General features: G+C 63.0%; 18 protein-coding genes. 14 read left to right on the top strand and 4 right to left on the bottom strand.

All coding sequences use genetic code 11. The annotated features are described in order from the left end of the window. Positions 1-18 precede the first annotated feature (18 nt). Together BXA03_RS25305 and BXA03_RS25300 are read right to left on the bottom strand one after the other, a co-directional pair. Entirely contained in the window at positions 19-1,245 is a 1,227-nt protein-coding gene (locus tag BXA03_RS25305; protein WP_076511943.1) for a CaiB/BaiF CoA transferase family protein, read from the bottom strand. Next, entirely contained in the window at positions 1,242-2,492 is a 1,251-nt protein-coding gene (locus BXA03_RS25300) for a CaiB/BaiF CoA transferase family protein (protein WP_076511942.1), read from the bottom strand. The genes BXA03_RS25305 and BXA03_RS25300 overlap by 4 nt, the downstream gene beginning before the upstream one ends. A 157-nt stretch (positions 2,493-2,649) precedes the next feature. On the opposite strand from BXA03_RS25300, the gene BXA03_RS25295 reads away from it, so the two are divergent. The 10 genes from BXA03_RS25295 (at position 2,650) to BXA03_RS25250 (ending at position 16,125) form a co-directional block, all read left to right on the top strand. Then, positions 2,650-3,603 (top strand): tripartite tricarboxylate transporter substrate binding protein, encoded by a 954-nt coding sequence (locus BXA03_RS25295; protein WP_076511941.1) that lies wholly within the window; start codon positions 2,650-2,652, stop codon positions 3,601-3,603. Between the two features lie 63 nt (positions 3,604-3,666). Continuing rightward, a complete protein-coding gene (locus BXA03_RS25290) occupies positions 3,667-4,458 on the top strand; it encodes an enoyl-CoA hydratase-related protein (protein WP_076511940.1) in 792 nt (263 codons plus the stop codon). Between the two features lie 23 nt (positions 4,459-4,481). Further along, a complete protein-coding gene (locus tag BXA03_RS25285) occupies positions 4,482-5,705 on the top strand; it encodes a CaiB/BaiF CoA transferase family protein (RefSeq protein WP_076511939.1) in 1,224 nt (407 codons plus the stop codon). A 14-nt stretch (positions 5,706-5,719) separates the two neighbouring features. Beyond that, on the top strand, positions 5,720-7,075 hold the full coding sequence (locus tag BXA03_RS25280) for an MmgE/PrpD family protein (RefSeq protein WP_083716519.1): 1,356 nt from the start codon (positions 5,720-5,722) through the stop codon (positions 7,073-7,075). A gap of 32 nt (positions 7,076-7,107) precedes the next feature. Continuing rightward, on the top strand, positions 7,108-8,118 hold the full coding sequence (locus BXA03_RS25275; protein WP_076511937.1) for a Bug family tripartite tricarboxylate transporter substrate binding protein: 1,011 nt from the start codon (positions 7,108-7,110) through the stop codon (positions 8,116-8,118). A gap of 60 nt (positions 8,119-8,178) precedes the next feature. Beyond that, positions 8,179-8,487: a high-potential iron-sulfur protein gene (locus tag BXA03_RS25270; protein WP_076511936.1), complete on the top strand. Its 309-nt coding sequence runs from the start codon at positions 8,179-8,181 to the stop codon at positions 8,485-8,487. A gap of 116 nt (positions 8,488-8,603) precedes the next feature. Then, complete coding sequence (locus BXA03_RS25265) at positions 8,604-10,613, top strand: TonB-dependent receptor domain-containing protein (RefSeq protein ID WP_083716516.1); 2,010 nt, start codon at positions 8,604-8,606, stop codon at positions 10,611-10,613. 280 nt (positions 10,614-10,893) lie between these two features. Next, on the top strand, positions 10,894-11,361 hold the full coding sequence (locus tag BXA03_RS25260) for a (2Fe-2S)-binding protein (RefSeq protein WP_076511973.1): 468 nt from the start codon (positions 10,894-10,896) through the stop codon (positions 11,359-11,361). Further along, the gene (locus tag BXA03_RS25255) at positions 11,358-13,691 is read left to right on the top strand and encodes a xanthine dehydrogenase family protein molybdopterin-binding subunit (RefSeq protein ID WP_076511935.1); all 2,334 of its coding nucleotides are present in this window, start codon (positions 11,358-11,360) and stop codon (positions 13,689-13,691) included. The genes BXA03_RS25260 and BXA03_RS25255 overlap by 4 nt, the downstream gene beginning before the upstream one ends. Before the next feature lie 202 nt (positions 13,692-13,893). Then, the gene (locus BXA03_RS25250; protein WP_076511934.1) at positions 13,894-16,125 is read left to right on the top strand and encodes a PQQ-dependent dehydrogenase, methanol/ethanol family; all 2,232 of its coding nucleotides are present in this window, start codon (positions 13,894-13,896) and stop codon (positions 16,123-16,125) included. Between the two features lie 2 nt (positions 16,126-16,127). On the opposite strand, the gene BXA03_RS25245 is transcribed toward BXA03_RS25250, so the two are convergent. Next, positions 16,128-16,940, bottom strand: a complete 813-nt coding sequence (locus BXA03_RS25245; RefSeq protein WP_076511933.1) for an IclR family transcriptional regulator — start codon at positions 16,938-16,940, stop codon at positions 16,128-16,130. Between the two features lie 86 nt (positions 16,941-17,026). After that, positions 17,027-17,932 (bottom strand): LysR family transcriptional regulator, encoded by a 906-nt coding sequence (locus tag BXA03_RS25240; protein ID WP_076511972.1) that lies wholly within the window; start codon positions 17,930-17,932, stop codon positions 17,027-17,029. Positions 17,933-18,201: 269 nt separating this feature from the next. Here BXA03_RS25240 and BXA03_RS25235 point away from each other — a divergent pair, with 269 nt between their 5' ends. From BXA03_RS25235 to BXA03_RS25220, 4 genes are all read left to right on the top strand, one after another. After that, positions 18,202-19,233: an alpha/beta hydrolase gene (locus BXA03_RS25235; RefSeq protein WP_076511932.1), complete on the top strand. Its 1,032-nt coding sequence runs from the start codon at positions 18,202-18,204 to the stop codon at positions 19,231-19,233. Beyond that, positions 19,233-20,456, top strand: a complete 1,224-nt coding sequence (locus tag BXA03_RS25230; protein WP_076511931.1) for an MFS transporter — start codon at positions 19,233-19,235, stop codon at positions 20,454-20,456. Before BXA03_RS25235 ends, BXA03_RS25230 begins: the two co-directional genes overlap by 1 nt. Positions 20,457-20,476: 20 nt before the next feature. After that, entirely contained in the window at positions 20,477-20,986 is a 510-nt protein-coding gene (locus BXA03_RS25225) for a cyclophilin-like fold protein (protein ID WP_234983838.1), read from the top strand. Positions 20,987-21,107: 121 nt separating this feature from the next. Beyond that, the gene (locus tag BXA03_RS25220; RefSeq protein WP_076511970.1) at positions 21,108-21,851 is read left to right on the top strand and encodes an SDR family oxidoreductase; all 744 of its coding nucleotides are present in this window, start codon (positions 21,108-21,110) and stop codon (positions 21,849-21,851) included. The last annotated feature ends 178 nt before the right edge of the window (positions 21,852-22,029 follow it).

Below are 22,029 nucleotides of genomic sequence, written 5' to 3'. Positions count from 1 at the left end.
GAAGGCACGTGATGCTTCTTACCGAAGCACCTGTTCGGTTTGCAGTTGCTCGTACTCGGCATCTCCGACGTCCATCAGTTCGCGAAGCACCTCGCGGGTGTGCTGCCCGAGCATGGGTGCAGGCCCCTGGAGACCGACGGTGACGCGCGATGAGCGGAAGGGTGGGGCGTTGTAGAGCGCCTCGCCCATCTCGGGGTGGTCCAGGGTCACCCAATGCCCCCGGTGATGCAGTTGTGGATCCCTGTCGACCACATCGGCCGCAGTCTGGACGACCCCCGCTGGCACGCCCTGTGTTTGAAGCGCCGACATCAGTTCTGCGGCGTGCCAGGTTTCGGTCGCGAGAGCGAGCAGCTCATTCAGGCGCGTCGAGCCTGAAATACGCGCCTCGGCAGTGGTCCACCGTTCTTCCATGGCCCAGTCCGGCGAGCCCAGTACTGTGCGAAGGCGTGCCCAGGTCGCATCGTCCCGCACCGCGATCGCGATCCAGGCGTCTTCACCGCGACACGGAAACACACCGTGCGGTGCGCAGTGCGCGTGATCGTTGCCGCAGCGCTGCTGCACGCGCCCGTTGATCGTCAGGTCCAGAAGGGTGGGTCCCAACAATGCCACCGTCGGCTCGATCTGGGCGAGGTCGATCATCTGGCCTTTGCCGGTCCGGCGGCGATGGCGCAACGCGGCCATCAACGCAAAGGCGGCATGACAGGGGTTGGGCACATGGTCTGGATAGTTCGTGCCCGTTCCCGCAGGCTCCCGGTCTGGCAGGCCGCTCAGTTCGTGAAGCCCGGTGAGCGAGACCATACTGGCGCCGTAGCCGAGGTAGTTGCGCTCTGGACCCTCAGCGCCCTGCATCGACATGGCGAGGTAGATGATGTCGGGCTTCATCTCGCGCACCGCTTCGTACCCGAGACCGAACTTCTGCATCACGCCCGGGGTGAAGTTGTTCGCGATGATGTCGCTTTTTTCGATCAGACGGCGGGCCAATGCCAGTGCCTTCGGATGCTTCATGTCCAGCGTGATGCTGCGCTTGCTGGTGTTGCGATCGGCGAAGTAGCCGCTGCGGTTCACGCCCGGAATGCCATCCTTGTAGGGCGCAGCCATTCGCAGGGAGTCGATGCGGGCGGCACTTTCAATCTTGATCACGTCGGCGCCCATGTCCGCGAGCATTTTGGTGGTGTACGAACCGGCGCCCAGCCAGCAGAAATCTGCAACGCGCAGTCCTGCCAAGGGAAGAGATTGTTTTTTCACAGGCTCAGCTCCCTTGCTTCGGCGTGGCTGGTTTCGGTGGCCTCTTCGTGGTCGAGAATGCTAAGGATCTCCACGTTGTGCTCACCGAGGCGGGGTGCGGGACGCTGAATTTGCCAGGGCGTTTCTGACAGCTTGTAAGGTGCGCCAGGCATGCGCAGCGCGTGGCCAGCGATGCCGTCGGGGACTTCCACGAAGTGCCCTCTGCTCTGCAGTTGCTTGTTTTCAAGGATGTCTTTGGGGGAGCTCACAGGTGCGATGGGGATCTTTCGCGCCTGGCCTGCGTGGTACAGCTGCGCCTTGCTGCGCCGCAGGGCCCACGGATCAAAGACCTCGCTGAAGATGCGTTTGGCCTCCTCCGACTTGAGGAATTCGACCGTGGCCCACTCTGGTCCATGCAGCCGCTCGACACCGACCATCCCCTCTTCGGCAAACCAATCGAGCGTTCGACTCCAAAACCTGTTGGCGCCTATGCCGCCGGCCATCAAGAAGACATAGCCGTCTTCGCACGCGTAGACGCCGGTTCCCGCAAAACGCTGCTCGCCCGCCCAGCGCCGGCGGACTGTCTTCTCCAGGTCATAGAACTGAACCGCATTCTCCAGTGCCATGACGACTGACTCCTGCATGGAGACGTCGAGGTGCTCGCCTTCGCCGTTCGCTTCTGCGTGCCACAACGCGATGATCCCGGCGACGGCGCCGTACATGTTGGCGCACAGGATGCCCTGGTCGCCATGCACCCTGATCGGGGCCGTGTCGGGGTAGCCACCAAGGTACAGCATGCCCCCCAACGCGAGGGCCACGATGTCTTCGGCCTGGTACTGCGCGTAAGGGCCCGTCTGCCCGAAGGGCGTGATGCTGAGCATCACCAGACTAGGCCGAATCTTCACGAGGTCCGCGTACCCCAGTCCCCTCTCACTCATGACGCCCGGGCGCTCAGTCTCGATCACCAAGTCGGCCGTTGCCAGCAGGCGCTTGAGCTTGGCACGGTCCGCTTCCGCGTTCAGGTCGAGCGTGATGCCTCGTTTGCTGGTGTTGTGGTACGCGAAAGCCAGGCTTCGCTCCAGCCCGGGAATGTCGTCAAGGAAGGGGCCTTCATGACGAAGGGGGGAGCCGCCCGGAGGCTCGACCAGCACCACGTCGGCACCGAGTTCGGCAAAGAGCTTGCCGGCGTAGTTGCCCAGCGCTCCAGACAAATCGATGACTCTCAGTCCCTCCAATGAATGCGCTGACATGTCTCTCAAGTAGTCCATATTATGGGTTCCTAGTTTGGCGGCGATGAGAAAGTATAGGCGGTTGATCCCATTGCATGTCAATCAAACCGCTGATAATCTTGTTGAAGTCCTGTGCGAACAGGAAATCCGAAAAGTCCAAATAGTGGGCTAACGTGGGTGAAACTGCGGAGACAAGATGAAAGAGTTGATGGTGTGCGTGTTGGGTGCCGTATTGGCCATCGCGGCGCACGGTCAGGTCCTCGGCGGGCCTGTGCTTCGCCTGGTGGTGCCCTATGGCCCCGGCGGTGGAACGGATCACATCGCCCGACTCATCGCGCCCAGATTGGGCGTGGAGCTGGGTCGGTCCGTCATCGTCGATAACCGCCCGGGGGCATCGACCCGCGTGGGCACGAACGAGGTTGCGAAAGCGGTGCCGGACGGCCAGACGCTGTTGATCGTCGATACCGCCTTCACCACCAATCCAAGCCTTTACAGGAAGATTCCCTATGACTCGGCCAAGGATTTCGCGCCGGTCGCCCTGTTGGCAACAGCGCCGGTCGTCCTGATCGTCCATCCGTCTATGCCGGTCCAGAACCTCAGGGAACTCATCGCCCTGGGCAAGAAGCAGTCGCTGCAGACCGCGAGCGCAGGGCTGGGCGGTGCCACGCACCTGGGCGCAGAGCTTTTTGCATCGCTCGCCGGCATCAAGTTGGAGCAGGTTCTCTACAAGGGCGCTGGTCCTGCGCTGACCGATCTGATCGGTGGGCAGATCCCGATGGCTGTCACTGGCATCAGCTCGGTCAAGCCCTTCGTCGAAGCCGGACGGTTGCGCGGCATCGCAGTCTCCGGTGCGCAAAGGTCGTCGTCGCTTCCCAATGTGCCGACGTTCGCCGAAGCGGGTCTGCCTGGCGTCGAGGCCAACACGTATTGGGGCGCTCTCGCACCATCTGGAACGTCGCAGAGCACGATCGAGCGCATTGGCAGAGCGATGGCTGTCGCGGTCAATGCACCGGAGTTGGCCGCGCGCCTCAGCGAACTCGGCTTCACGCCCATCGGTGGCTCTGCCGACGAGTACCGCGCCAACATCCGGCACGAAACATCGCGCTGGAAGGAAGTCATTCGGACTTCGGGTGTGTCCATGGAGGACTAGCGCCAGCGCCACAGCATTGCAAATTCAATCGATCACAACCCCAGCTTTAAACAGGAGTCCCTCATGGCCCGCGAGTACAAAGACCTCATCGTCGAGCACAAAGATCACATTGCTCGGATCACCATCAACCGTCCGAAGTCCTACAACGCGTTCACTGGTGACACGCTCAACGAGCTCACGCTCGCCATCGAAGACGCCGGCGGTGACCCGACGATTGGCGTGGTGGTGCTGACCGGTGCCGGCGACAAGGCTTTTTGTGCCGGTGGCGATGTGGGCTGGGAGGCCAAGGGCGGCAAGGAGCGAACGATTCTTGAACCGTACAACCTCCACGTGACTATTTCTCGCTGCCCAAAGCCGGTAATCGCACGGGTTAACGGCTATGCCATCGGCGGTGGCAACCACCTTGCCTATTACTGCGACTTCACCATCGCATCGGAGAACTCAACCTTCGGCCAGAACGGCCCGCGTGTCGGAAGCGTGCCGGCCGGCCCGCTTCCGAGCTACCTCGCGAAGATCATCGGCCACAAGCGTGCCCGTGAAATGTGGATGCTGTGCCGGCGCTACTCGGCGCAGCAGGCGATGGACATGGGCCTTGTGAATGCAGTGGTGCCGGTCGACCAACTCGACGCCGAGGTGGACCGCTGGTGCGACGAACTACTCAGCGCGTCGCCCACGGTGCTACGCGTCATCAAGGCCGCCTTCGTCGACGAATTCGAGTACCTGCTGGGACAGGGCGATTCGCTGCGTCGGCACATGGTGCCCCCTGACTTCTGGTCGACGGAACAGAAGGAGGGCACGACCGCGTTCGCCGAGAAACGCAAGCCCAACTTCAAGCGCTTCCTGAAAGCCCGCTGATCTTCAACGTATCAGGAGTCAAGATGAGTTCACCTCTTTCGCATATCCGCGTGCTCGACCTGAGTCGCCAGCTTGCAGGCCCGTGGTCTGCGCAGATGCTGGCCGACTACGGCGCCGACGTGATCAAGGTCGAGCGCCCCAAGGTCGGCGATGACATGCGGCACTACGGCCCGCCGTTCGTCAAAGGGCCCGATGGAAAAGAAACCCAGGAATGCCCGTTCTTCCTGGCCGCCAATCGCGGGAAGCGTTCGGTCACCATCGACATCGGTTCATCCGACGGCCAGGCGCTCATCCGGAGCATGGTGGCGCACTGCGACGTGGTCATCGAGAACTACCGTGTGGGCACGCTCGCGCGCTATGGCCTGGGTTACGAAGATCTTCGCAAGATCAAGCCAGACCTGATCTATTGCTCCATCACCGGCTTCGGCCAGGACGGACCGTACAAGGACCATGCAGGCTACGACTCTGTGCTTCAGGCCATGAGCGGCATCATGAGCATCACGGGCGAACCGGACGATTCGCCAGGCGGCGGCGCCCAGAAGACCGGGATGCCGGTGAGCGATTTCTCCGCGGGGCTCAACGCGACGGTCGCGATGCTCGCTGCCCTCATGCACCGCGAGCGCACGGGGGAGGGGCAGTACATCGACATCGCGCTGATGGACACCAGCATGTCCCTGCTGCCGGTGGAGATCCTGCGCCACCTGCAACTCGGCGAGGTCCCGCAGCGCATCGGGCTGAAGAGCCGCAACATGGTTCCGGCGCAGGCCTTTCATGCGGCGGATGGCCAATTGGTGCTGGCGGTCGGCACGGACGACCAGTTCCGCAAGCTCATGGAAGGCATGGGGCGTCCCGAACTCGGCGTCGATCCACGGTTTGCGACGAACCGGCTGCGCAAGCAGAACCGCGACACCTTGATTCCTCTGCTCGAAGAACTCTTTAAACAGCAGCCAGTCGCCCACTGGGTCGCCGCATTGACGCGGCGCGCCGTCCCCTGCGGCCCGGTCAACGACATCAAGCAGGTCTTCGAGGATCCGCAGGTTCAGCACCGCGGCATGAAGATGCAAATGGCACACCCGACGATCGGCCAGGTCACGCTGCTCGGCAATCCCGCCAAGCTGTCTGTGACGCCGCCGCAGTACCGCCGGCCACCGCCCTTGCTCGGCGAGCACACCCACGAGATCCTGCGCGAGTTCGCTGGTGTCGATGAGGCTAAGCTCATCGAGCTCGTGAGCCGCGGCGTCGTCTGAACGCCGCCTCGCGTATGACGGTCCCAACGCTTGCAGGCGGAACGTCGCGCACTTTGGCGCGATGGGTGTCGACGTTGCGCCACGAAGCCATTCCGGCGCATGTCGTCGACATGGCGAAGCTGCAGATTCTCGACACGCTGGGTGCCGGTTGGGCGGGGTCCAATGCCGAGTCGATCGACGGCGTGCGCAACGTCGTGGCCCGGCAGGGCGGTGCGGGCGAGGCACGAGTCTGGTGCTATGGAGACCGGCTGCCGGCGACGCAAGCGGCCTTCGTCAACGGCATGCTGGCCGCGGCGCTCGATGTCGACAGCCTGCACGACCGTGCGAACGTGCACAGCGACGGGGTCATCGTGCCGACGCTGTTCGCCCTTGCCGAGTCCCGGGGGTTGAGCGGCAGCAAAGTGCTCTCGGCATTGATCGCAGGCGGGGAACTGGCCGTGCGCCTGGGCATCGCCGCGGGCCGCAGCCCAGGCTGGTTCTACTCGTCGGTGTTCGGCGTGTTCGGCGCAGCTGCTGGGGCTGCGCACCTGATCGGCCTGGACGAGCAGAGGACCTTGCATGCCCTGGGCATCGCGATGAGCCATGCGGCCGGCACGCAGCAACCGCTTCTCGAGCGAAGCCTGGCCAAGCGGCTTCAGACGGCTTTCGCTTCACGCGCTGGCGTCGAAGCGGCGCTGCTCGCCGAGGCAGGGGTTACGGGCCCCGCACAGCCATTCGAGGGCGTTGCCGGTGTTGGCGCGCTCTACGTCGGCCTCGACGGTGTGCTGCTGGATGGGCTGGGCGAGGTCTTCGAGTCGGCGGAGATGACCTTCAAGAGATTCCCAAGCTGCATGTGCAACCAGTCTCCCATCGAGGCCGCGCTCGAACTGGCGCGAGGCTGTGACCTGGACGCCGATGCTATTGAATACGTCGCCATCACCGTCTCTCCTTTCATGGGCAGGCTGACGGGTGCACCGTTCGTGCCGGGCGACAACCCCCAGGTGAGCGCGCAGTTCAGCGTCCGCTACTCGGTGGCCTCCGGCCTGTTGCGCCAACGCTTCGATATTCAGGACATCACCGCATCCCGCATCCTCGAGCCCCGCGTACTCGCACTGGCCGATCGGGTGGAGGTGCGACTCAACGGCAGCGAGGCCCGATTCGGCCCCGCCCGACTCGAGGTGCGCACGAATGCAGGGCAGACGCATGCCGTCGCTGTCGACAACCCGCCTGGAACACCCTCTTCACCCCTGTCAAGGCCTGCCTTGATCGCCAAGGCGCGTGACGCCTTGACTAGCGCGGCCGTGCCCCTCTCCGTCTCGCGCGCAGACGCATTGCTCGAGGCGATCGAGCGGCTGGATTGCTGCCCCGACATCGCAGCCCTTCTGGACTGATTTTTCACCCACCGAACCCCTTGGAGACAACGATGAAACTGCTCAAAAAATCCTGCCCGTCCTCAGTGTCGGCGCGGCGGAAGTTCGCTGTCGGTCTGTTCGCGCTCACTGGGCTCGTCGCCGCTCCTGCTTCGGCCGAGTCGGCCTATCCGAGTAAGCCCATCCGGATGGTGGTCGCCTTTGCGGCGGGTGGCTCGACCGACATCGTCGCGCGGAGCATCGGCGTGCGGCTCTCGGAAGCCCTGGGCGTCCCGGTTGTCATCGACAACCGTGGCGGCGCCAACGGCACCATCGGCAGCGATGTCGTCGCCAAGGCTGCGCCCGACGGCTACACGATCATGATGGGCGAGGTCGGCAGCCTCGCCATGGCGCCCGGCCTCTACCCTAAGCTTCCTTACGACCCCAGCAAGGACTTTGCGCCGATCACGCTGGTTGCGCGTACGCCGCTGCTTGCGCTCGTCAAGACCGACAGTCCCATCAAATCGCTGGCTGACCTGATTGCCAATGCGCGCGCCAATCCCGGGAAGCTGAGCTATCCATCCTCCGGAGCCGGCGGCCCGAACCACCTGGCCGGCGAGCTGTTCAACATGCAGGCGAACGTGAAGACCTTGCATGTTCCCTACAAGGGCGGTGGCCCGGCCGCGCTGTCGCTGGTGTCGGGGGAGACGGACTTTGGCCTGCTCAGCCGGGTGACCATCGACGCGCAGTTGCAGGGCGGTCGGGCGAGGGCGCTGGCTGTCGCCAGCGATCAGCGCCTGCCCAACATGCCGAATGTGCCGACCTTCGCCGAAGCGGGCCTGCCGGGTTATACGGCCGAGACCTGGTTCATGCTGGTCGCGCCGGCCGGGACGCCGCAACCCATTGTCGACAGGCTCAACGCAGAGGTCGCCAAGATCCTCCCCAACGCCGAAACCAAGGAGCGGTTCGCCGCCATGGGCGCCTTCGGCGTCGGCAACTCTCCGGCCGCGGCAACAACCTTCCTCAAGTCCGAGCTCGCGAAGTGGACCAAGGTAAGCAAGGCTGCGGACATTCGTTTGGACTGACCAGAGCGCTTCCGCGACGCCATCGCACTCCCGTCTACACCCATTTCGAAAAGACAACTCATGTTTAAGCCTACGACTCGGCGCATCTTCATGATGACATGTTCCGCTGCGGCAGCGACCTTTGGTTTGGACGTGCAAGCGCAGACCAAGGTCGATGAGAAAGATCCACAGGCCATGGCGCTCGGCTACGTCGCGGACGCTACGAAGACCGACCCGAAGAAGTTCCCCAAATATGCGCCAGGCCAGGACTGCAGCAACTGCGTGCTCTTCCAGGGCAAGCCCACGGATGCCTTCGGCGGCTGCCCTCTGTTCGGAGCGAAGCAGGTGGCCGGTAAAGGTTGGTGCAGCGCGTGGGCCAAGCGGGGTTGACCGACGCCGCCTCGACGATCGCTCAGCAGCTGGGAGGTGGCCTTCCGCCGGGCTCGTGCCCGCTGCCTTGCGCATTCACTTTGTGCCTCTGTTGTGCCTTTCCGCCTTTTGCCGCAATGGCGCAGCAGGCGCAAACCCTGCCTGAAGTCACCGTGAGCATGCCAAGCGGCACCGTTTCGCCTTTCGACGTGGCAGGCTCGGTCGATCGCGTCGAGGGTGCCGAGTTGCGTGACAGTCGGCTCCAGGTCAACTTGTCGGAGAGCCTGGGCGCCGTGCCGGGCCTGCAGATCCAGAACCGGCAGAACTATGCGCAAGACCTGCAGTTGTCGGTGCGTGGCTTCGGTGCGCGCTCGACTTTCGGCGTGCGAGGTGTGCGCCTGTATGTCGATGGAATCCCGGCGACATTGCCGGACGGGCAGGGCCAGACTTCAAACATCGACATCGGTTCGGCCGACCGGGTCGAAATCATGCGCGGGCCGTTTTCGGCGCTGTACGGCAATTCGTCGGGTGGCGTGCTCCAGGTGTTCACGGAAACCGGGGAGGGCCCGCCAACGGTCGGCTACGCCTTCGCGGCCGCAAGCGCCGGTACGTTGCGTCAGAGCGCCAAGGCCTCGGGTTCCACCGGCGCGGTCGACTACCTGCTGAGCACCAACGACTTTCACGCCGACGGCTACCGAGACCACAGCGAGGCGCGACGGCGCCTGGTCAATGGCAAGCTCGGCCTGCAGCTCGACGGCGACAGCCGGATCGCGTTGAGCTTCAACAGCGTCGCACTCCGCGCGCAGGATCCGTTGGGGCTGACAGCTGCACAGGTGCAGTCAGATCGGCGCGGCGCCACGCTGGCCGAGCAGTACGACACGCGCAAGACGGTAGACCAGACGCAAATCGGTTTGCTGTACGAGCGGCGCCTGAATGCCGACAACGGTCTGCGACTGATGGTTTACCGCGGTGAGCGCAAGACCCTGCAGTTCCAGTCGATTCCGCCGTCGGCGCAGGCCAACCCCTTGCAGGCGGGCGGTGTGATTGATCTGCAGCGCGACTACGCCGGATTCGATGTGCGCTGGAGCACGCGGACACAGCTGGCCGACAGGCCCGTCGAGGTGGTCACCGGCTTCGCCTACGACACGCTCACGGAGCAGCGGCGGGGCTACGAAAACTATCTCGGCAACGCCGCTGCGCCCACACAGCTTGGCGTGCAAGGTCGTTTGCGTCGCAACGAGACCAACGATGTGTCGAACATCGATCCCTATGTGCAGGCGACTTGGCATTTCGAGAGGCGCTGGACCTTCGAAGCAGGCGTGCGCCGCAGCACTGTTCGCTTCGATTCGCAGGACCACTATGTTCTCGGCCGCAATGGGGACGACAGCGGCGCCGCGCGCTACGCGAAGTCCCTGCCTGTGGCGGCGCTGCGTTTTGCGGTGACCCGCGACCTGAACGTCTATACCTCGGTCGGCCGTGGCTTCGAAACCCCCACGTTGAACGAACTTTCCTACCGCCCCGGTGGTCTTGCGGGCCTGAACCTCGCGCTGCGCCCCTCGGTCAACGACAGCGTGGAGCTCGGCGCCAAGGCACGGCTAGCAGGTGGGTTGCTGACGGCGGCACTGTTCCGTACGCAGACCGCCGACGAGATCGTCACGGCCACCAACGTGAACGGCCGCGCCACGTTCACGAATGGCGGTCGCACGCGGCGGGACGGCATGGAACTTGGCTGGCTGCACGAAACCGCTGACCATTGGCGCACCCAGGTGGCTTACACCTGGCTTGATGCGTACTTCCGGGCCTCTGGCCAACGGATTCCCGGCCTTGCGCAGCAGTCGCTCTTCGCCTCGTTCGGCTATGTGCCCCTGGAAGGATGGCGAGGGGGCATCGAGCTGCGAGCGCTGTCGAGCATCCAGGCGGCCGACGCGAGCGGTGCGCTTGCACCCGGATATGCCCTGGTTGCGCTGTATGCCGGGTATGTCAAGCGCTGGGAACGCTGGGAGATCAACGCTTTCGCGCGCATTGACAACCTGTTCGGCCGTCGCGTCATCGGCTCGGTGGTCGTCAACGAGAGCAATGGCCGCTACTACGAGCCTGCGCCGGGCCGTACCTGGACCGTGGGGGCAGGTGCTTCGTACCGCTTCTGACTTCTGTCGCGCCGGCAGGAGAGACGGGCTAAGCGCGAAACCGTCCCGAAGGCAATGAACCAAGATTCCTCAAGCAGTAACCCACATGATGGACTTTAAAGAAATTATTTGATGACTGCTTTGCTGAGCTATTGCCATAGAGTTTCTGCAGAAAGATACTTGAGCCGCACGTGATTGTTTCTATGAAATCCATAATGTGGGTTAATGGAAGACCCAGATGTTGGAGTGCATCTGGACGGGGTCGCGGTGCCCGTTCTCAAAACTGAAGCGAGACAAACCCATGATGAAACTCAATGTCAACGGCCGTTCAATGGATGTGGACGTCCCCGCCGAAACACCTCTTCTTTGGACCTTGCGGGACGAACTGGGGATGGTGGGCACCAAGTTCGGCTGCGGTGCCGGGCTGTGCGGCTCATGCACCGTGCATATGGACGGGAACGCGATCCGCTCCTGCATCACCCCCATCTCGGCCACCGCGGGCAAGCGGGTGACGACCATCGAGCGCATGGAGGCCGACCCGCTGGGTGCGGCCGTCCAGGCCGCTTGGACCTCGTTGAATGTTCCGCAGTGCGGGTACTGTCAAAGCGGGCAGATCATGTCGGCGGTGGCCCTGCTCAAGCGCAACCCGAACCCGTCTGACACCGACATCGACGACGCGATGAGCGGGAACATCTGCCGGTGCGGGACCTACACCCGCATCCGGGCGGCGATCAAGCAGGTGGCGACCCAGCGAAGGAGCAAGGCATGACCCGCACAATGCATTTCCCCAAGGCCGCAGCAGCTCAGGCCCCATCTGATGCATCCCGGCGCCGCGTGCTCAAAGGCTTTGCGGGTGGGCTCGCACTGGTCGTGAGTGCGGCCGGTGAAGTATTGGCCCAGACGGCGCCTGCAGCGCCTGCCCCACCGCCGAAATACGGCGGCGACCGGATGCCGGGTGGTGTGGTTGACGATCCGTTGGTCTTCGTATCCGTCGCACCCGACGGCACCGTCACTGTTGTCTGCCACCGTGCCGAGATGGGCCAGGGCGTGCGCACCAGCATTCCGATGGTGGTCGCCGAGGAGCTCGAAGCCGATCTTCGGCGCGTGCGAGTGACGCAGGCGCAGGGCGACGAGAAGCGCTACGGCAATCAGAACACCGACGGCTCGCGTAGCTTACGCCACTCGATGGATCCGATGCGGCGCGTCGGCGCGGCTGCCCGCATGATGCTGGAGGCGGCGGCTGCGGCGCGTTGGGGCGTACCGGCCGAAGAGGTTCGCGCTGCCAACCACCAACTCGTCCATCAGCCGAGCGGTCGCAGGCTTGGCTTCGGCAGTGTCGCCGTGGCGGCCGCCGGCCTGCCAGTGCCCGCGCGCGATGCACTGCGGCTGAAGTCGCCTTCCCAGTTCCGCTATATCGGCAAGTCGGACACCCCGTTGATCGACGGCGCCGACATCGTGCGTGGCCGCGCAGTGTTCGGCATCGACGCTCGGCTGGACAAGATGGTCTATGCCGTGGTTGCACGCCCTCCGGTGGTTGGCGGCAAACTGAAGTCGTTCGACGCCGGCAAGGCGCTCGAGGTGCCCGGCGTGATCCGCGTGCTGGAACTCAAGAGCACACCGCTGCCTGCAGCGCATCACCCGCTGGGCGGTGTCGCCGTGGTCGCCCGCAACACGTGGGCCGCGATAAAGGGTCGCGAAGCGCTGGTGCTCGAATGGGACAGCGGGCCGCACGGGAGCTACGACAGCGTCGCCTACAAAGCAGAACTGGAGGCCGCAGCGCGTACACCGTCAAAGTCGGTGCGTAGCGACGGTGACGCCACGGCGGCACTCGCTCAGGCCACGCGACGCGTCGAGGCAGAGTACTACCTGCCGCACCTGGCACATGCCACCATGGAGCCTCCTGTCGCTACCGCCCGGTTCAAGGACGGGCGTTGCGAGATCTGGGCCCCGACACAGGCGCCGCAGACCGCGCGAGAGAACGTTGCGATGCACGTGGGCATCAAGCAGGAGGATGTCACGATCAATGCCACCTTGCTCGGCGGTGGATTCGGCCGCAAGTCGAAGTCGGACTTCATCTCCGAAGCGGCGTTGATCTCAAAGGAGATGGGGGGGCGGGCGGTCAAGGTGCAATGGACGCGTGAAGATGATCTCCGGCACGACTACTACCACGCCGTCGCAGTGGAGCGGCTGGAGGCTGCGCTCGACAACGAGGGCTACCCGGTCGCCTGGCTGCATCGGTCTGCGGCGCCGTCCATCGGGTGGACGTTCTCGCTCGCGACCAAGGTGCTGCGGCCGCTCGAAATGGGCATGACCGCCATCAACGTTCCCTACGTCATTCCGAACGTGCGCATCGAGACGCCGGAGGTGTCGGCCCACACACGCATCGGCTGGTTCAGGGCGGTCTACAACGTGCCGCATGCGTTTGCGGTCCAGTGTTTCGTGAATGAACTGGCAGTCGCCGCAGGCAAGGACCCGAAGGCGTACTTGCTGGGTCTGCTCGGACCTGACCGACGCATCGATCCGCGGACGTTGGGCGACCAGGTCAATTACGGCGAGTCACCCGAGCGTTATCCGATCGACACGGGTCGCATGCGCCGCGTGATCGAGCTCGCGACAGCAGGTGCGCGCTGGGGCAGAACGCTCCCCAAGGGCCGTGGTCTGGGGCTGGCGATGGCGTACTCCTTCATGACCTACGCAGCAGCCGTGATCGAGGTCGAAGTGGACGGCAAGGGCAACGTGCGGATCGTCGACGTCGACATGGCCCTCGACTGCGGCCCGCAGGTCAATCCGGAGCGCATCAGGTCGCAGGTCGAGGGCTCGGTGATCATGGGGCTGGGTCTTGCTATGCACGGCGAGATCACGTTCAAGGACGGGCGGGTGACGCAGAGCAACTTCCATGACCACGTAATGTTGCGTCACAACCAAGCGCCGAGACAGATTCGAGTTCACCTGGCACCGTCCGATTACGAGGTGGCACCCGGCGGCGTCGGAGAACCCGGACTTCCGCCCGTTGCCCCTGCGTTGTGCAACGCCATCTTCGCCGCCACGGGCAACCGTATCCGCCAACTGCCGATTGGAAATCAGCTGGCGCCGGTCTAGCACGCTCGCCGGAAGGTCGGGATGTCGGGTCTGCGGCAAGTACCGCGGCCGCGGCCATTCACCCGAGTGTTCGAACCTGGCCAGGTTCGCGTTGCAACGGGCGACCACGCTCCGCCCAGATATTCACTAAAGCAAATAGGAGACAACTTTGAAAAGCACTGACTACATACGACGCGTTAGGTCGATCGCACTCGCACTCGGCTTGACGCTGGGACTCGCGCACGCAGATGCCGCGCCCGCAGCGGAGTACGCGCGGGTGAATGCCGAGCGTCTCGCGGCCGCTGAAAAGGAGCCGGGCAACTGGATGACCAGCGGGGGGTCGTACTACGAAGCGCACTACAGTGCGCTCGACAAGATCAACCAGACAAACGTTTCGCAACTCGGGCTCGCCTGGGTCGGTGACTTCGACACCAATCGCGGGCAACAGGCGACCCCATTGGTGGTCGACGGCGTCCTTTACACGAGCACTGCCTGGTCGAAGGTATTCGCCTACGACGCTGCGACCGGCAAGGAACTCTGGCGCTACGACCCGAAGGTTCGGCCCATCTCCGCGCAGAACGCATGCTGTGATGTGGCCAATCGTGGGGTCGCGGCCTGGAACGGGAGAATCTACGTAGGCACGCTCGATGGGCGCCTCGTCGCGCTGGACGCGAAGACCGGTAAGGAGGTGTGGTCGCAACAAACTGTCGACCAGACGAAGCCATACACCATCACCGGACAACCACGAGCCTTCAAGGGCAAGGTCGTCATCGGCAACGCCGGCGCAGAGTTTGGCGTACGCGGCTATGTCACGGCCTACGACGCGGAGACGGGTAAGCAGGCGTGGCGCTTTTATCTCACGCCCAATCCGAACAATGAACCCGATGGCGCGGCTTCCGACAAGGTTCTGATGAATGTTGCCTACCCGACATGGGGTGATGGCGTTTGGAAGCAGAGCGGCGGTGGCGGAACCGCATGGGATGCAATCCTTTACGACCCGGACTTCGACCAGGTCATCATCGGCGGCGGCAACGGCTCTCCGTGGAGCTGGAAAACGCGCTCAGGTGCCAAGGGCGACGATCTCTTCCTAGGCTCGGTTGTCGCAGTGGATGCGAACACTGGCGAGTACCGCTGGCATTACCAGGAGACTCCTGCAGATGACTGGGACTACACGTCTTCCCAGCCGATCATCTTGACCGATCTGGCCATCGACGGAGCCAAACGGAAAGTCGCCTTGCACGCGCCGAAGAACGGCTTTTTCTATGTCATCGATCGCCAGAATGGCAAGCTGGTTTCGGCGGAGAAATTCGCGGTGGTCAACTGGGCATCGGGCATCGACAAGACGACGGGCCGCCCGATCGTCTACCCGCAGGCGAGATACGGTGTCAACAACACCGACTTCCTTGCGACGCCTGGATCCACGGGCGCGCACAACTGGCATCCGATGGCGTTCAGCCCGAAGACCAACCTGGTCTATCTGCCGGTACAGAACATCCCTTACGGGTACAAGGACAACCCCAACTATAAGTACAAGGGTGGGGACGGCTCCTACAATCTCGGCACAGGTTCGGCGCGCAATACCCCACCTTTCAATGAGTCCGATCGCAAGGTGGGCGCTTTGCAGACCGAGGGCTATCTGCTCGCGTGGGACCCGATCCGTCAGGCGGAGGTGTGGCGCGTCAACCATGGCGCCGTTTCGTCGGCGGGTGTGCTGGCCACCGCTGGCGATCTGGTCTTTCAGGGCACGGCGGACGGGCGGCTGGTGGCGTACCGGTCCGACAACGGGCAGAAGGTCTGGTCTTGGCAGGGCTTCGATGGCATCGTGGCGGGCGCCATGAGCTACATGCTGAATGGCGAGCAGTACATCGCCGTGTTGTCGGGCTACGGCGGCGCCAACGCCATCCACGTACCTTTCACGAGCGCTAAGGCCGCGACGAATGGGCGTGTGCTTGTGTTCAAACTCGGTGGCACCGCCAAGCTTGCCGACAACTCGAAGCCGTACGGCCCTGCTATCGTTTCTCCGGAGACGTTCACGCCTGCGCAGATCGCGATCGGAGAGAAGCTCTACTACAGCAACTGCGCAAGCTGTCACGGCAAGGGGATGAACACCAACAACATGCTGCCGGACCTGCGGCGCTCGATGGTTCCCTCGAACCGCGAAACCTTCAATGCCATCGTGTTGAAGGGCGTTCTCGAAGACAGAGGCATGAAGGGCTGGGCCAGCACCCTGTCAGCAGACGATACGGAAGCATTGCGAGCCTACATTCAGAGCACGGCCAAGGTGCTGGAGGCGGATCAGGCTGTCGAGAAGCAGGCGATGCAGAAGGCTTCGGGGTCGACCCGGCCTTCGGTTCCGTCGGGGCCGACCGGGCCCTCAGCTATGCCGGTGATTAATCAGCCGCAGAGTGCTCCGGCAGGGGCCGCGTCCAGAGGTCCGGTGGGCATCTTTCCCTGAGCTCATCCACCACTGGTTGGTTCTGTGAGTTTACGGATCTGGTCAGCGTGCTCACGTAGCAGGTGTAGCCGTTCGTCGAAGCCGTGGCCCGTCAGTCTGGCTGTCAGCGTCGAGATGCTGATGGCAGCGATGGGCTGGGCTTCGAAGTCGAAAACTGGAACGCCGATTGCCCGGATGCCTTCGAAGTGAGGCAGATCCCTTACCGAATAGCCCAGGCGCTTTGCCTTCTCGACGCGCCGGAACAAGTCCTCCGGTTCGGGCTCACCGAACTCGGCTAGGCGTTCTGCATTCGAGAAGATGATCTGTCGAATCTCTGCAAGGGGATAAGCCGAGAGCAGCGCCATGCTGCTGGCACCCGCACCCAGCGGCCGACGGTCGCCGAGTGCCAGGGTGAAGACCTTCACGGGCGAGGTGCCTTCGTGGCGCGCAAGGCATACGCTCTCGTCTCCAGAGCGACTTGTCAGGAACACCGTATCTCCGGTTTGCCTGGCCAAGTTGCTCAGGATGGGGCTGCACAGCGAGCGGAAGTCGAAGCGCTGACTTGCGGCCAAGCCGAGTTCGTACATGCTTCTACCCAGGAAATAGCGTTTGTTCTGTGGGTCCTGCATCACCAGAGACTCGGCGACCAAGCTCTTGAGCATCCGGTGCACAGTCGGCTGCTCAAGTTGCAATGCGTCGACGAGATCGATGAGACGCAGCCCATCCCGATTGCGAGAGGCCAGATGGCGAAGGATCATGACGACGCGCTGGATGCTTTGCGTGCCCGATGGCGCTCCCGAAGTGGACGCGATCGTGCGGAGTCTTTGGGTTGCCATGAGTTGTTCGGTGTGAGTCGCCCGCGATGGCCGGGACTGATTTGATTGGAGTTGTCGCCAAGGTGGATGGGTCGGCCGATGCGCCACTACGGCTGGCCATGTCCGCTGAACCGAAGCGCTTTCACTACCAGCGAAAAAGCCGGCGAAGGCTGGCGCTTGCTAGGGTAGTACAGGTGATACCCGGCGAACTTTGGGCACCAGTCCTCTAGCACGCGCACGAGACGACCCGAGACGAGGTGCTGCATCAATTCATCTTCCGGCAGCAGCGAGATTCCCAGTCCGGCAAGCGATGCATCCACCTGAGGCGGCGCGGTGTTGAAGATCAAAGGGCCGTCGACACGCACGTTGACCTTCCGGCCCCGCTTCTCGAAATCCCATACATACAGACCGCCGGAGGTCGGCATACGCTGGTTGATGCATCGGTGCGTGGTCAGGTCGGCGGGTGTCTTGGGGATGCCGTTGGCGGAGAAATAGTCCGGGGAGGCGACGACTGCCATCCTCAAAGGAGGGCCGATGGGCACGGCGATCATGTCCTTGTCGATGGTGCTGCCCATCCGAACGCCGGCGTCGAAGCGGTCCGCCACGATGTCGCGGAAACCGTAGTTCATGTCGAACTCCAGTTTGATATCAGGATACTCGCGCAACAGTGGAGCCAGCTTTGGGAGCAGTACGGAGTGCAGCACGTTGTCGCCGCACGTAATCCGAACGGTGCCTGCAGGCTTGTCGCGCAGTTCTGTCAGCGCCTCCAGCTCGCTCTCGATCTCGTCGAAGCGATGACCAATGGCCGCCATGAGCCGCTCGCCGGCTGGCGTCGGAGCGACGCTGCGCGTGGTACGCGTCAACAAGCGGATCTTCAGTGTTTCCTCAAGGCCTCGGATTGCCTGGCTGAGCGCCGACTGCGTCACGCCTAGCGTGCCGGCCGCCTTGGTGAAGCTGCCCTCGCGCGCGACGGTCACAAACGCCAGCAGATCCTTGAAATTGCGTCTTGGCACGGCAATCCAATCAAACATTAACTAATTAGTCAGATTAATAAGTTTATTAAGTATTCATTATCTAGTCAAGTTGGACGCAGCTCGACAAACTTGTCCTCATCGCTGAAGAGCCAACATCCAACAAACAACGCGCGGACTCAGGTACGCGCTTTACCGGACTAACAACCATGACGAATATCGATAGAGCCGTGTCGACCGCGCACAACGCCGACCGTTCCGATCGACGCGACTTCTTGAAAACGGCGGGAGGTGGCCTTGTTGCGGCGGGCATGATGTCCGCGACCGGTCCGACATGGGCGGCACCACCGCAGAAAGGCGCCCCCATGGCCAATGGCGCCGACAACTTCTACACAAGCGACAAGGTCACTGTGCAGAAGGTCACTTTCAAGAACCAGTATCAGATGACGATCGCCGGGAATCTCTTCATTCCCCAGTCGCTGGATCGCAAGAAGCGCGCCCCGGCGATCGTTGTTGGTCACCCCATGGGAGCGGTGAAGGAGCAAAGCGCGAATCTCTACGCCACCAAGATGGCCGAACAAGGCTTCGTGACGATTTCGCTCGACCTGCCGTTCTGGGGCGGCAGCGCCGGGCAGCCGCGCAACGCGGTCTCGCCGGACATCTACGCTGAAAGCTTCAGTGCGGCGGTCGACTTTCTCGGCAGCCAAGCATTCGTGGATCGGCGGCAGATCGGCGCCATCGGCGTGTGCGGCAGCGGAAGTTTCGTCATCAGTGCGGCGAAGATTGATCCGCGAATGAAGGCCATCGCGACGGTCAGCATGTACGACATGGGCGCAGCCAATCGCAACGCGCTAAACCACTCGCAGACGGTGGAGCAGCGTAAGCAGATCATCGCGGCGGCCGCCGAGCAACGTCAGGCTGAGTTCAACGGCGGTGCCATCAAGTACACCGGCGGCACCGTGCTCGCGCTGAACGCGGACACGCATCCTATCCAACGCGAGTTCTTCGAGTTCTACCGCACGCCGCGCGGTGAATTCACGCCGACAGGCGTGTCGTCGCGGACCACCACGATGCCAACCCTGACCAGCAACGTGAAGTTCATGAACTTCTATCCGTTCAACGACATCGAGACGATCTCGCCGCGCCCGATGCTCTTCATCACCGGGGATCAGGCTCACTCCAAGGAGTTCAGCGAGGACGCCTACAAGCGCGCTGCCGAACCTAAGGAGCTGTATGTCGTTCCAGGCGCGGGCCACGTAGACCTATACGACCGGGTGACTCTGATCCCGTTCGACAAGCTCACGGCGTTCTTCACCAGGCACCTTGTGTCGGCCAGCGCCTGATGACGACGCAGATCATTTCCGCGGACGCAGGCGACGACACCACCGAGCGTACCGACGGCGCACAGGTGGCGCATTGGAGCGGCGTCTTCGCGATGACGCTGTGCGTCTTCGCGTTGATCGCCTCTGAATTCATGCCGGTGAGCCTACTGACACCGATGGCCACCGACCTCAAGGTCACCGAAGGCATGGCGGGCCAGGGCATCGCCATCTCGGGCGCATTCGCTGTCCTCACCAGCCTGTGCATTTCCAAGATCGCCGGGACAATTAACCGCAAGACCTTGCTGCTGGTGCTCACGGCCATGATGTGCCTGTCCGGCGTGATCGTCGGGCTTGCCTCCAGCTATGCGGTCTACCTGGTCGGTCGGGCGCTCATCGGCGTTGTGGTAGGGGGGTTCTGGTCGATGATGGCTGCCACAGCCATGCTGCTTGTGCCACCTGCGAAGGTGCCGCGCGCGCTCGCCATCTTCAACGGAGGCAATGCGCTCGCGACCGTCGTCGCAGCGCCCATCGGTAGCTATCTCGGTGCGACCGTGGGGTGGCGCGGGGCGTTCTTCTGTCTGGTGCCGATTGCGTTGGTCGCGTTCGCCTGGCAGTGGGCCAGCCTCCCTTCGATGCAGCCGCAGCCGCGTGCGCGTGGCGCAGGCAACGTTTTCCGACTATTGAGGAATCCGCTCGTGGCAGTGGGCATGCTCGGAATCGGCTCGTTCTTCATGGGGCAGTTCGCGCTCTTCACCTATCTCCGTCCATTTCTGGAGAGCGTGACGGCGGTCGACAGTTCGACTTTGTCGCTCCTCCTTTTGGCGATGGGTGTCTCCGGCTTCGTCGGTGCGACCGTGATCGGGTGGTTCTTGAGTCGCGGTGTCTATCGCGTTCTGGCGAGCATCTCCCTGTTGATGGCCGTCATTGCGGTGGTGCTGATGCTCGTCGGCACTTCCTTGCCTGCAACCACGGGGTTGTTGGGCCTGTGGGGGCTTGTCGCGACGGGCGCGCCCGTGGGGTGGTGGATGTGGATTGCACGCACATTGCCCAATGACGCCGAAGCAGGAGGCGGGTTGATGGTGGCGGTTGTGCAACTTTCCATCGGGTTGGGCTCGACGGTCGGTGGCTTTCTGTTCGATGCCAGTGGATACAGAAGCACATTCGGCTTTAGCGCAGGGATCTTGCTCATGGGCGCGATCCTGGTCGTCATGACGTATCGCGCGGAAAGTGCGCGCTCCGCCTGATTCAACATCCCATCACCACCATGCAAACAATGACCGATGCCTATCGCCAGCGCCTGCAACTCGCGAGCCTGCTTGTCGGAGTGCTCATGGCCGGCGGCACTGGCGCCAGCGAAAAGTCGACCCCCGTTTCGACGAAGGCCAGCGCTTCCGTCGCCGGAACCCTGCCCAGTCAGCAGACAACGCAGCGCATATGGATCACGGTCGGCCAGCGCCGCTTCGCCATCACCGTCGCCGACACTGCCGCCGGCAAAGCGTTCGCTGCTCGCCTTCCGATGAGGTTGGAAATGGCGGAACTCAATGGCAATGAAAAGCATGTCGATCTGGCAGCACCTTTGCCCGCCGACGCGAGCAGGCCGGGAACGATCCGCAGTGGAGACCTGATGCTCTACGGCACCAAGACCATCGTGCTGTTCTACGAGACGTTCGATTCTCCTTACTCCTACACACGGCTTGGTCGCGTGGACGATCCGGTCGGCCTGGATCGGGCACTCGGGCGACGCGATGTCCATGTCGAGTTTTCTGACGAGTAGGGGGTGCACGCATGAGCTTGCTCCACTGCTGCTGGTTGGGCTGAGCCGGTAACGACTCCCCGCGTATTGAAGTTACGTCGGCATCCCTATGTGCCGGCATCTACAGAAAGCCGTGAACATCATGATTAAAGGCAAAGTCGTCATCATCACCGGCGCATCGTCGGGCATTGGCGAGGCCACTGCCAAGCTGCTCGCCAGCAAAGGTGCGAAGGTTGTGCTCGGCGCGCGACGCGCTGAGCACCTCAAGCAAATCGCCGACGAGATCGAGCAGCAGGGCGGCCAAGCCGTGTACCAGACATTGGATGTCACGCGGCAATCTGAGAATGACGCCGTCGTCAAACTGGCCACGGAAAGCTTTGGGCGCGTTGACGCCATTTTTCTCAATGCCGGACTGATGCCGAATTCGCCACTGTCCGCGCTAAAGACCGACGACTGGCACCAGATGGTTGATGTCAATGTCAAGGGCGTCCTCAACGGTGTCGCCGCGGTGCTGCCCGAGTTCCTCGCGCAGAAGTCCGGCCATGTCATCGCCACCTCATCGGTGGCCGGGCTCAAGGCTTATCCGGGCGGGGCTGTCTACGGCGGCACGAAGTGGTTCGTGCGCGACTTCATGGAAGTCTTGCGCATGGAGTCAGCCATGGAAGGCACCAACATCCGCACTGCAACCATCTATCCCGGGGCCGTCAATACCGAACTCCTGTCGACCTTCAGCGACAAGGCGTCGCTCGACCAGATGAAAGCCATCTACGACAAGTTCGGCATCTCCCCGGATCGAATTGCCAGCGTTGTCGCCTTCGCGATCGACCAGCCCGAGGATACGACGATCAACGAGTTCACGATCGGTCCAGCGAATCAACCTTGGTGAGATCTTCCGATGACCCGCACAGGCACGCCCGTGGATCGTCGAAATCTCCTCGGTGTCGACGCCGCGCTGGGTTTGATGCTGGCCCCTGGCTCGCTGCTGGCGATTCCGGTGGGGTCGAGGGCACAGACGGCGCTGATTTCCAAACAGGGGTCGACCATGACCGACGCACAAGGTGGAA

The sequence above is a fragment of the Pseudacidovorax sp. RU35E genome (assembly GCF_900156165.1).
Taxonomy (GTDB): Bacteria; Pseudomonadota; Gammaproteobacteria; order Burkholderiales; family Burkholderiaceae_C; genus Xenophilus.
This window is presented reverse-complemented; position numbering and strand designations above follow the sequence as displayed.

Excerpts from the sequence above, each read along its gene's own strand:
- BXA03_RS25255 (WP_076511935.1), top strand. The coding sequence starts at position 11,358 with ATGACCCGCACAATGCATTTCCCCAAGGCCGCAGCAGCTCAGGCCCCA.
- BXA03_RS25225 (WP_234983838.1), top strand. The coding sequence starts at position 20,477 with ATGCAAACAATGACCGATGCCTATCGCCAGCGCCTGCAACTCGCGAGC.
- BXA03_RS25245 (WP_076511933.1), bottom strand. The coding sequence starts at position 16,940 with ATGGCAACCCAAAGACTCCGCACGATCGCGTCCACTTCGGGAGCGCCA.
- BXA03_RS25275 (WP_076511937.1), top strand. The coding sequence starts at position 7,108 with ATGAAACTGCTCAAAAAATCCTGCCCGTCCTCAGTGTCGGCGCGGCGG.
- BXA03_RS25265 (WP_083716516.1), top strand. The coding sequence starts at position 8,604 with ATGGCGCAGCAGGCGCAAACCCTGCCTGAAGTCACCGTGAGCATGCCA.
- BXA03_RS25295 (WP_076511941.1), top strand. The coding sequence starts at position 2,650 with ATGAAAGAGTTGATGGTGTGCGTGTTGGGTGCCGTATTGGCCATCGCG.
- BXA03_RS25270 (WP_076511936.1), top strand. The coding sequence starts at position 8,179 with ATGTTTAAGCCTACGACTCGGCGCATCTTCATGATGACATGTTCCGCT.
- BXA03_RS25280 (WP_083716519.1), top strand. The coding sequence starts at position 5,720 with ATGACGGTCCCAACGCTTGCAGGCGGAACGTCGCGCACTTTGGCGCGA.
- BXA03_RS25300 (WP_076511942.1), bottom strand. The coding sequence starts at position 2,492 with ATGGACTACTTGAGAGACATGTCAGCGCATTCATTGGAGGGACTGAGA.
- BXA03_RS25220 (WP_076511970.1), top strand. The coding sequence starts at position 21,108 with ATGATTAAAGGCAAAGTCGTCATCATCACCGGCGCATCGTCGGGCATT.
- BXA03_RS25235 (WP_076511932.1), top strand. The coding sequence starts at position 18,202 with ATGATGTCCGCGACCGGTCCGACATGGGCGGCACCACCGCAGAAAGGC.
- BXA03_RS25290 (WP_076511940.1), top strand. The coding sequence starts at position 3,667 with ATGGCCCGCGAGTACAAAGACCTCATCGTCGAGCACAAAGATCACATT.
- BXA03_RS25230 (WP_076511931.1), top strand. The coding sequence starts at position 19,233 with ATGACGACGCAGATCATTTCCGCGGACGCAGGCGACGACACCACCGAG.
- BXA03_RS25260 (WP_076511973.1), top strand. The coding sequence starts at position 10,894 with ATGATGAAACTCAATGTCAACGGCCGTTCAATGGATGTGGACGTCCCC.
- BXA03_RS25285 (WP_076511939.1), top strand. The coding sequence starts at position 4,482 with ATGAGTTCACCTCTTTCGCATATCCGCGTGCTCGACCTGAGTCGCCAG.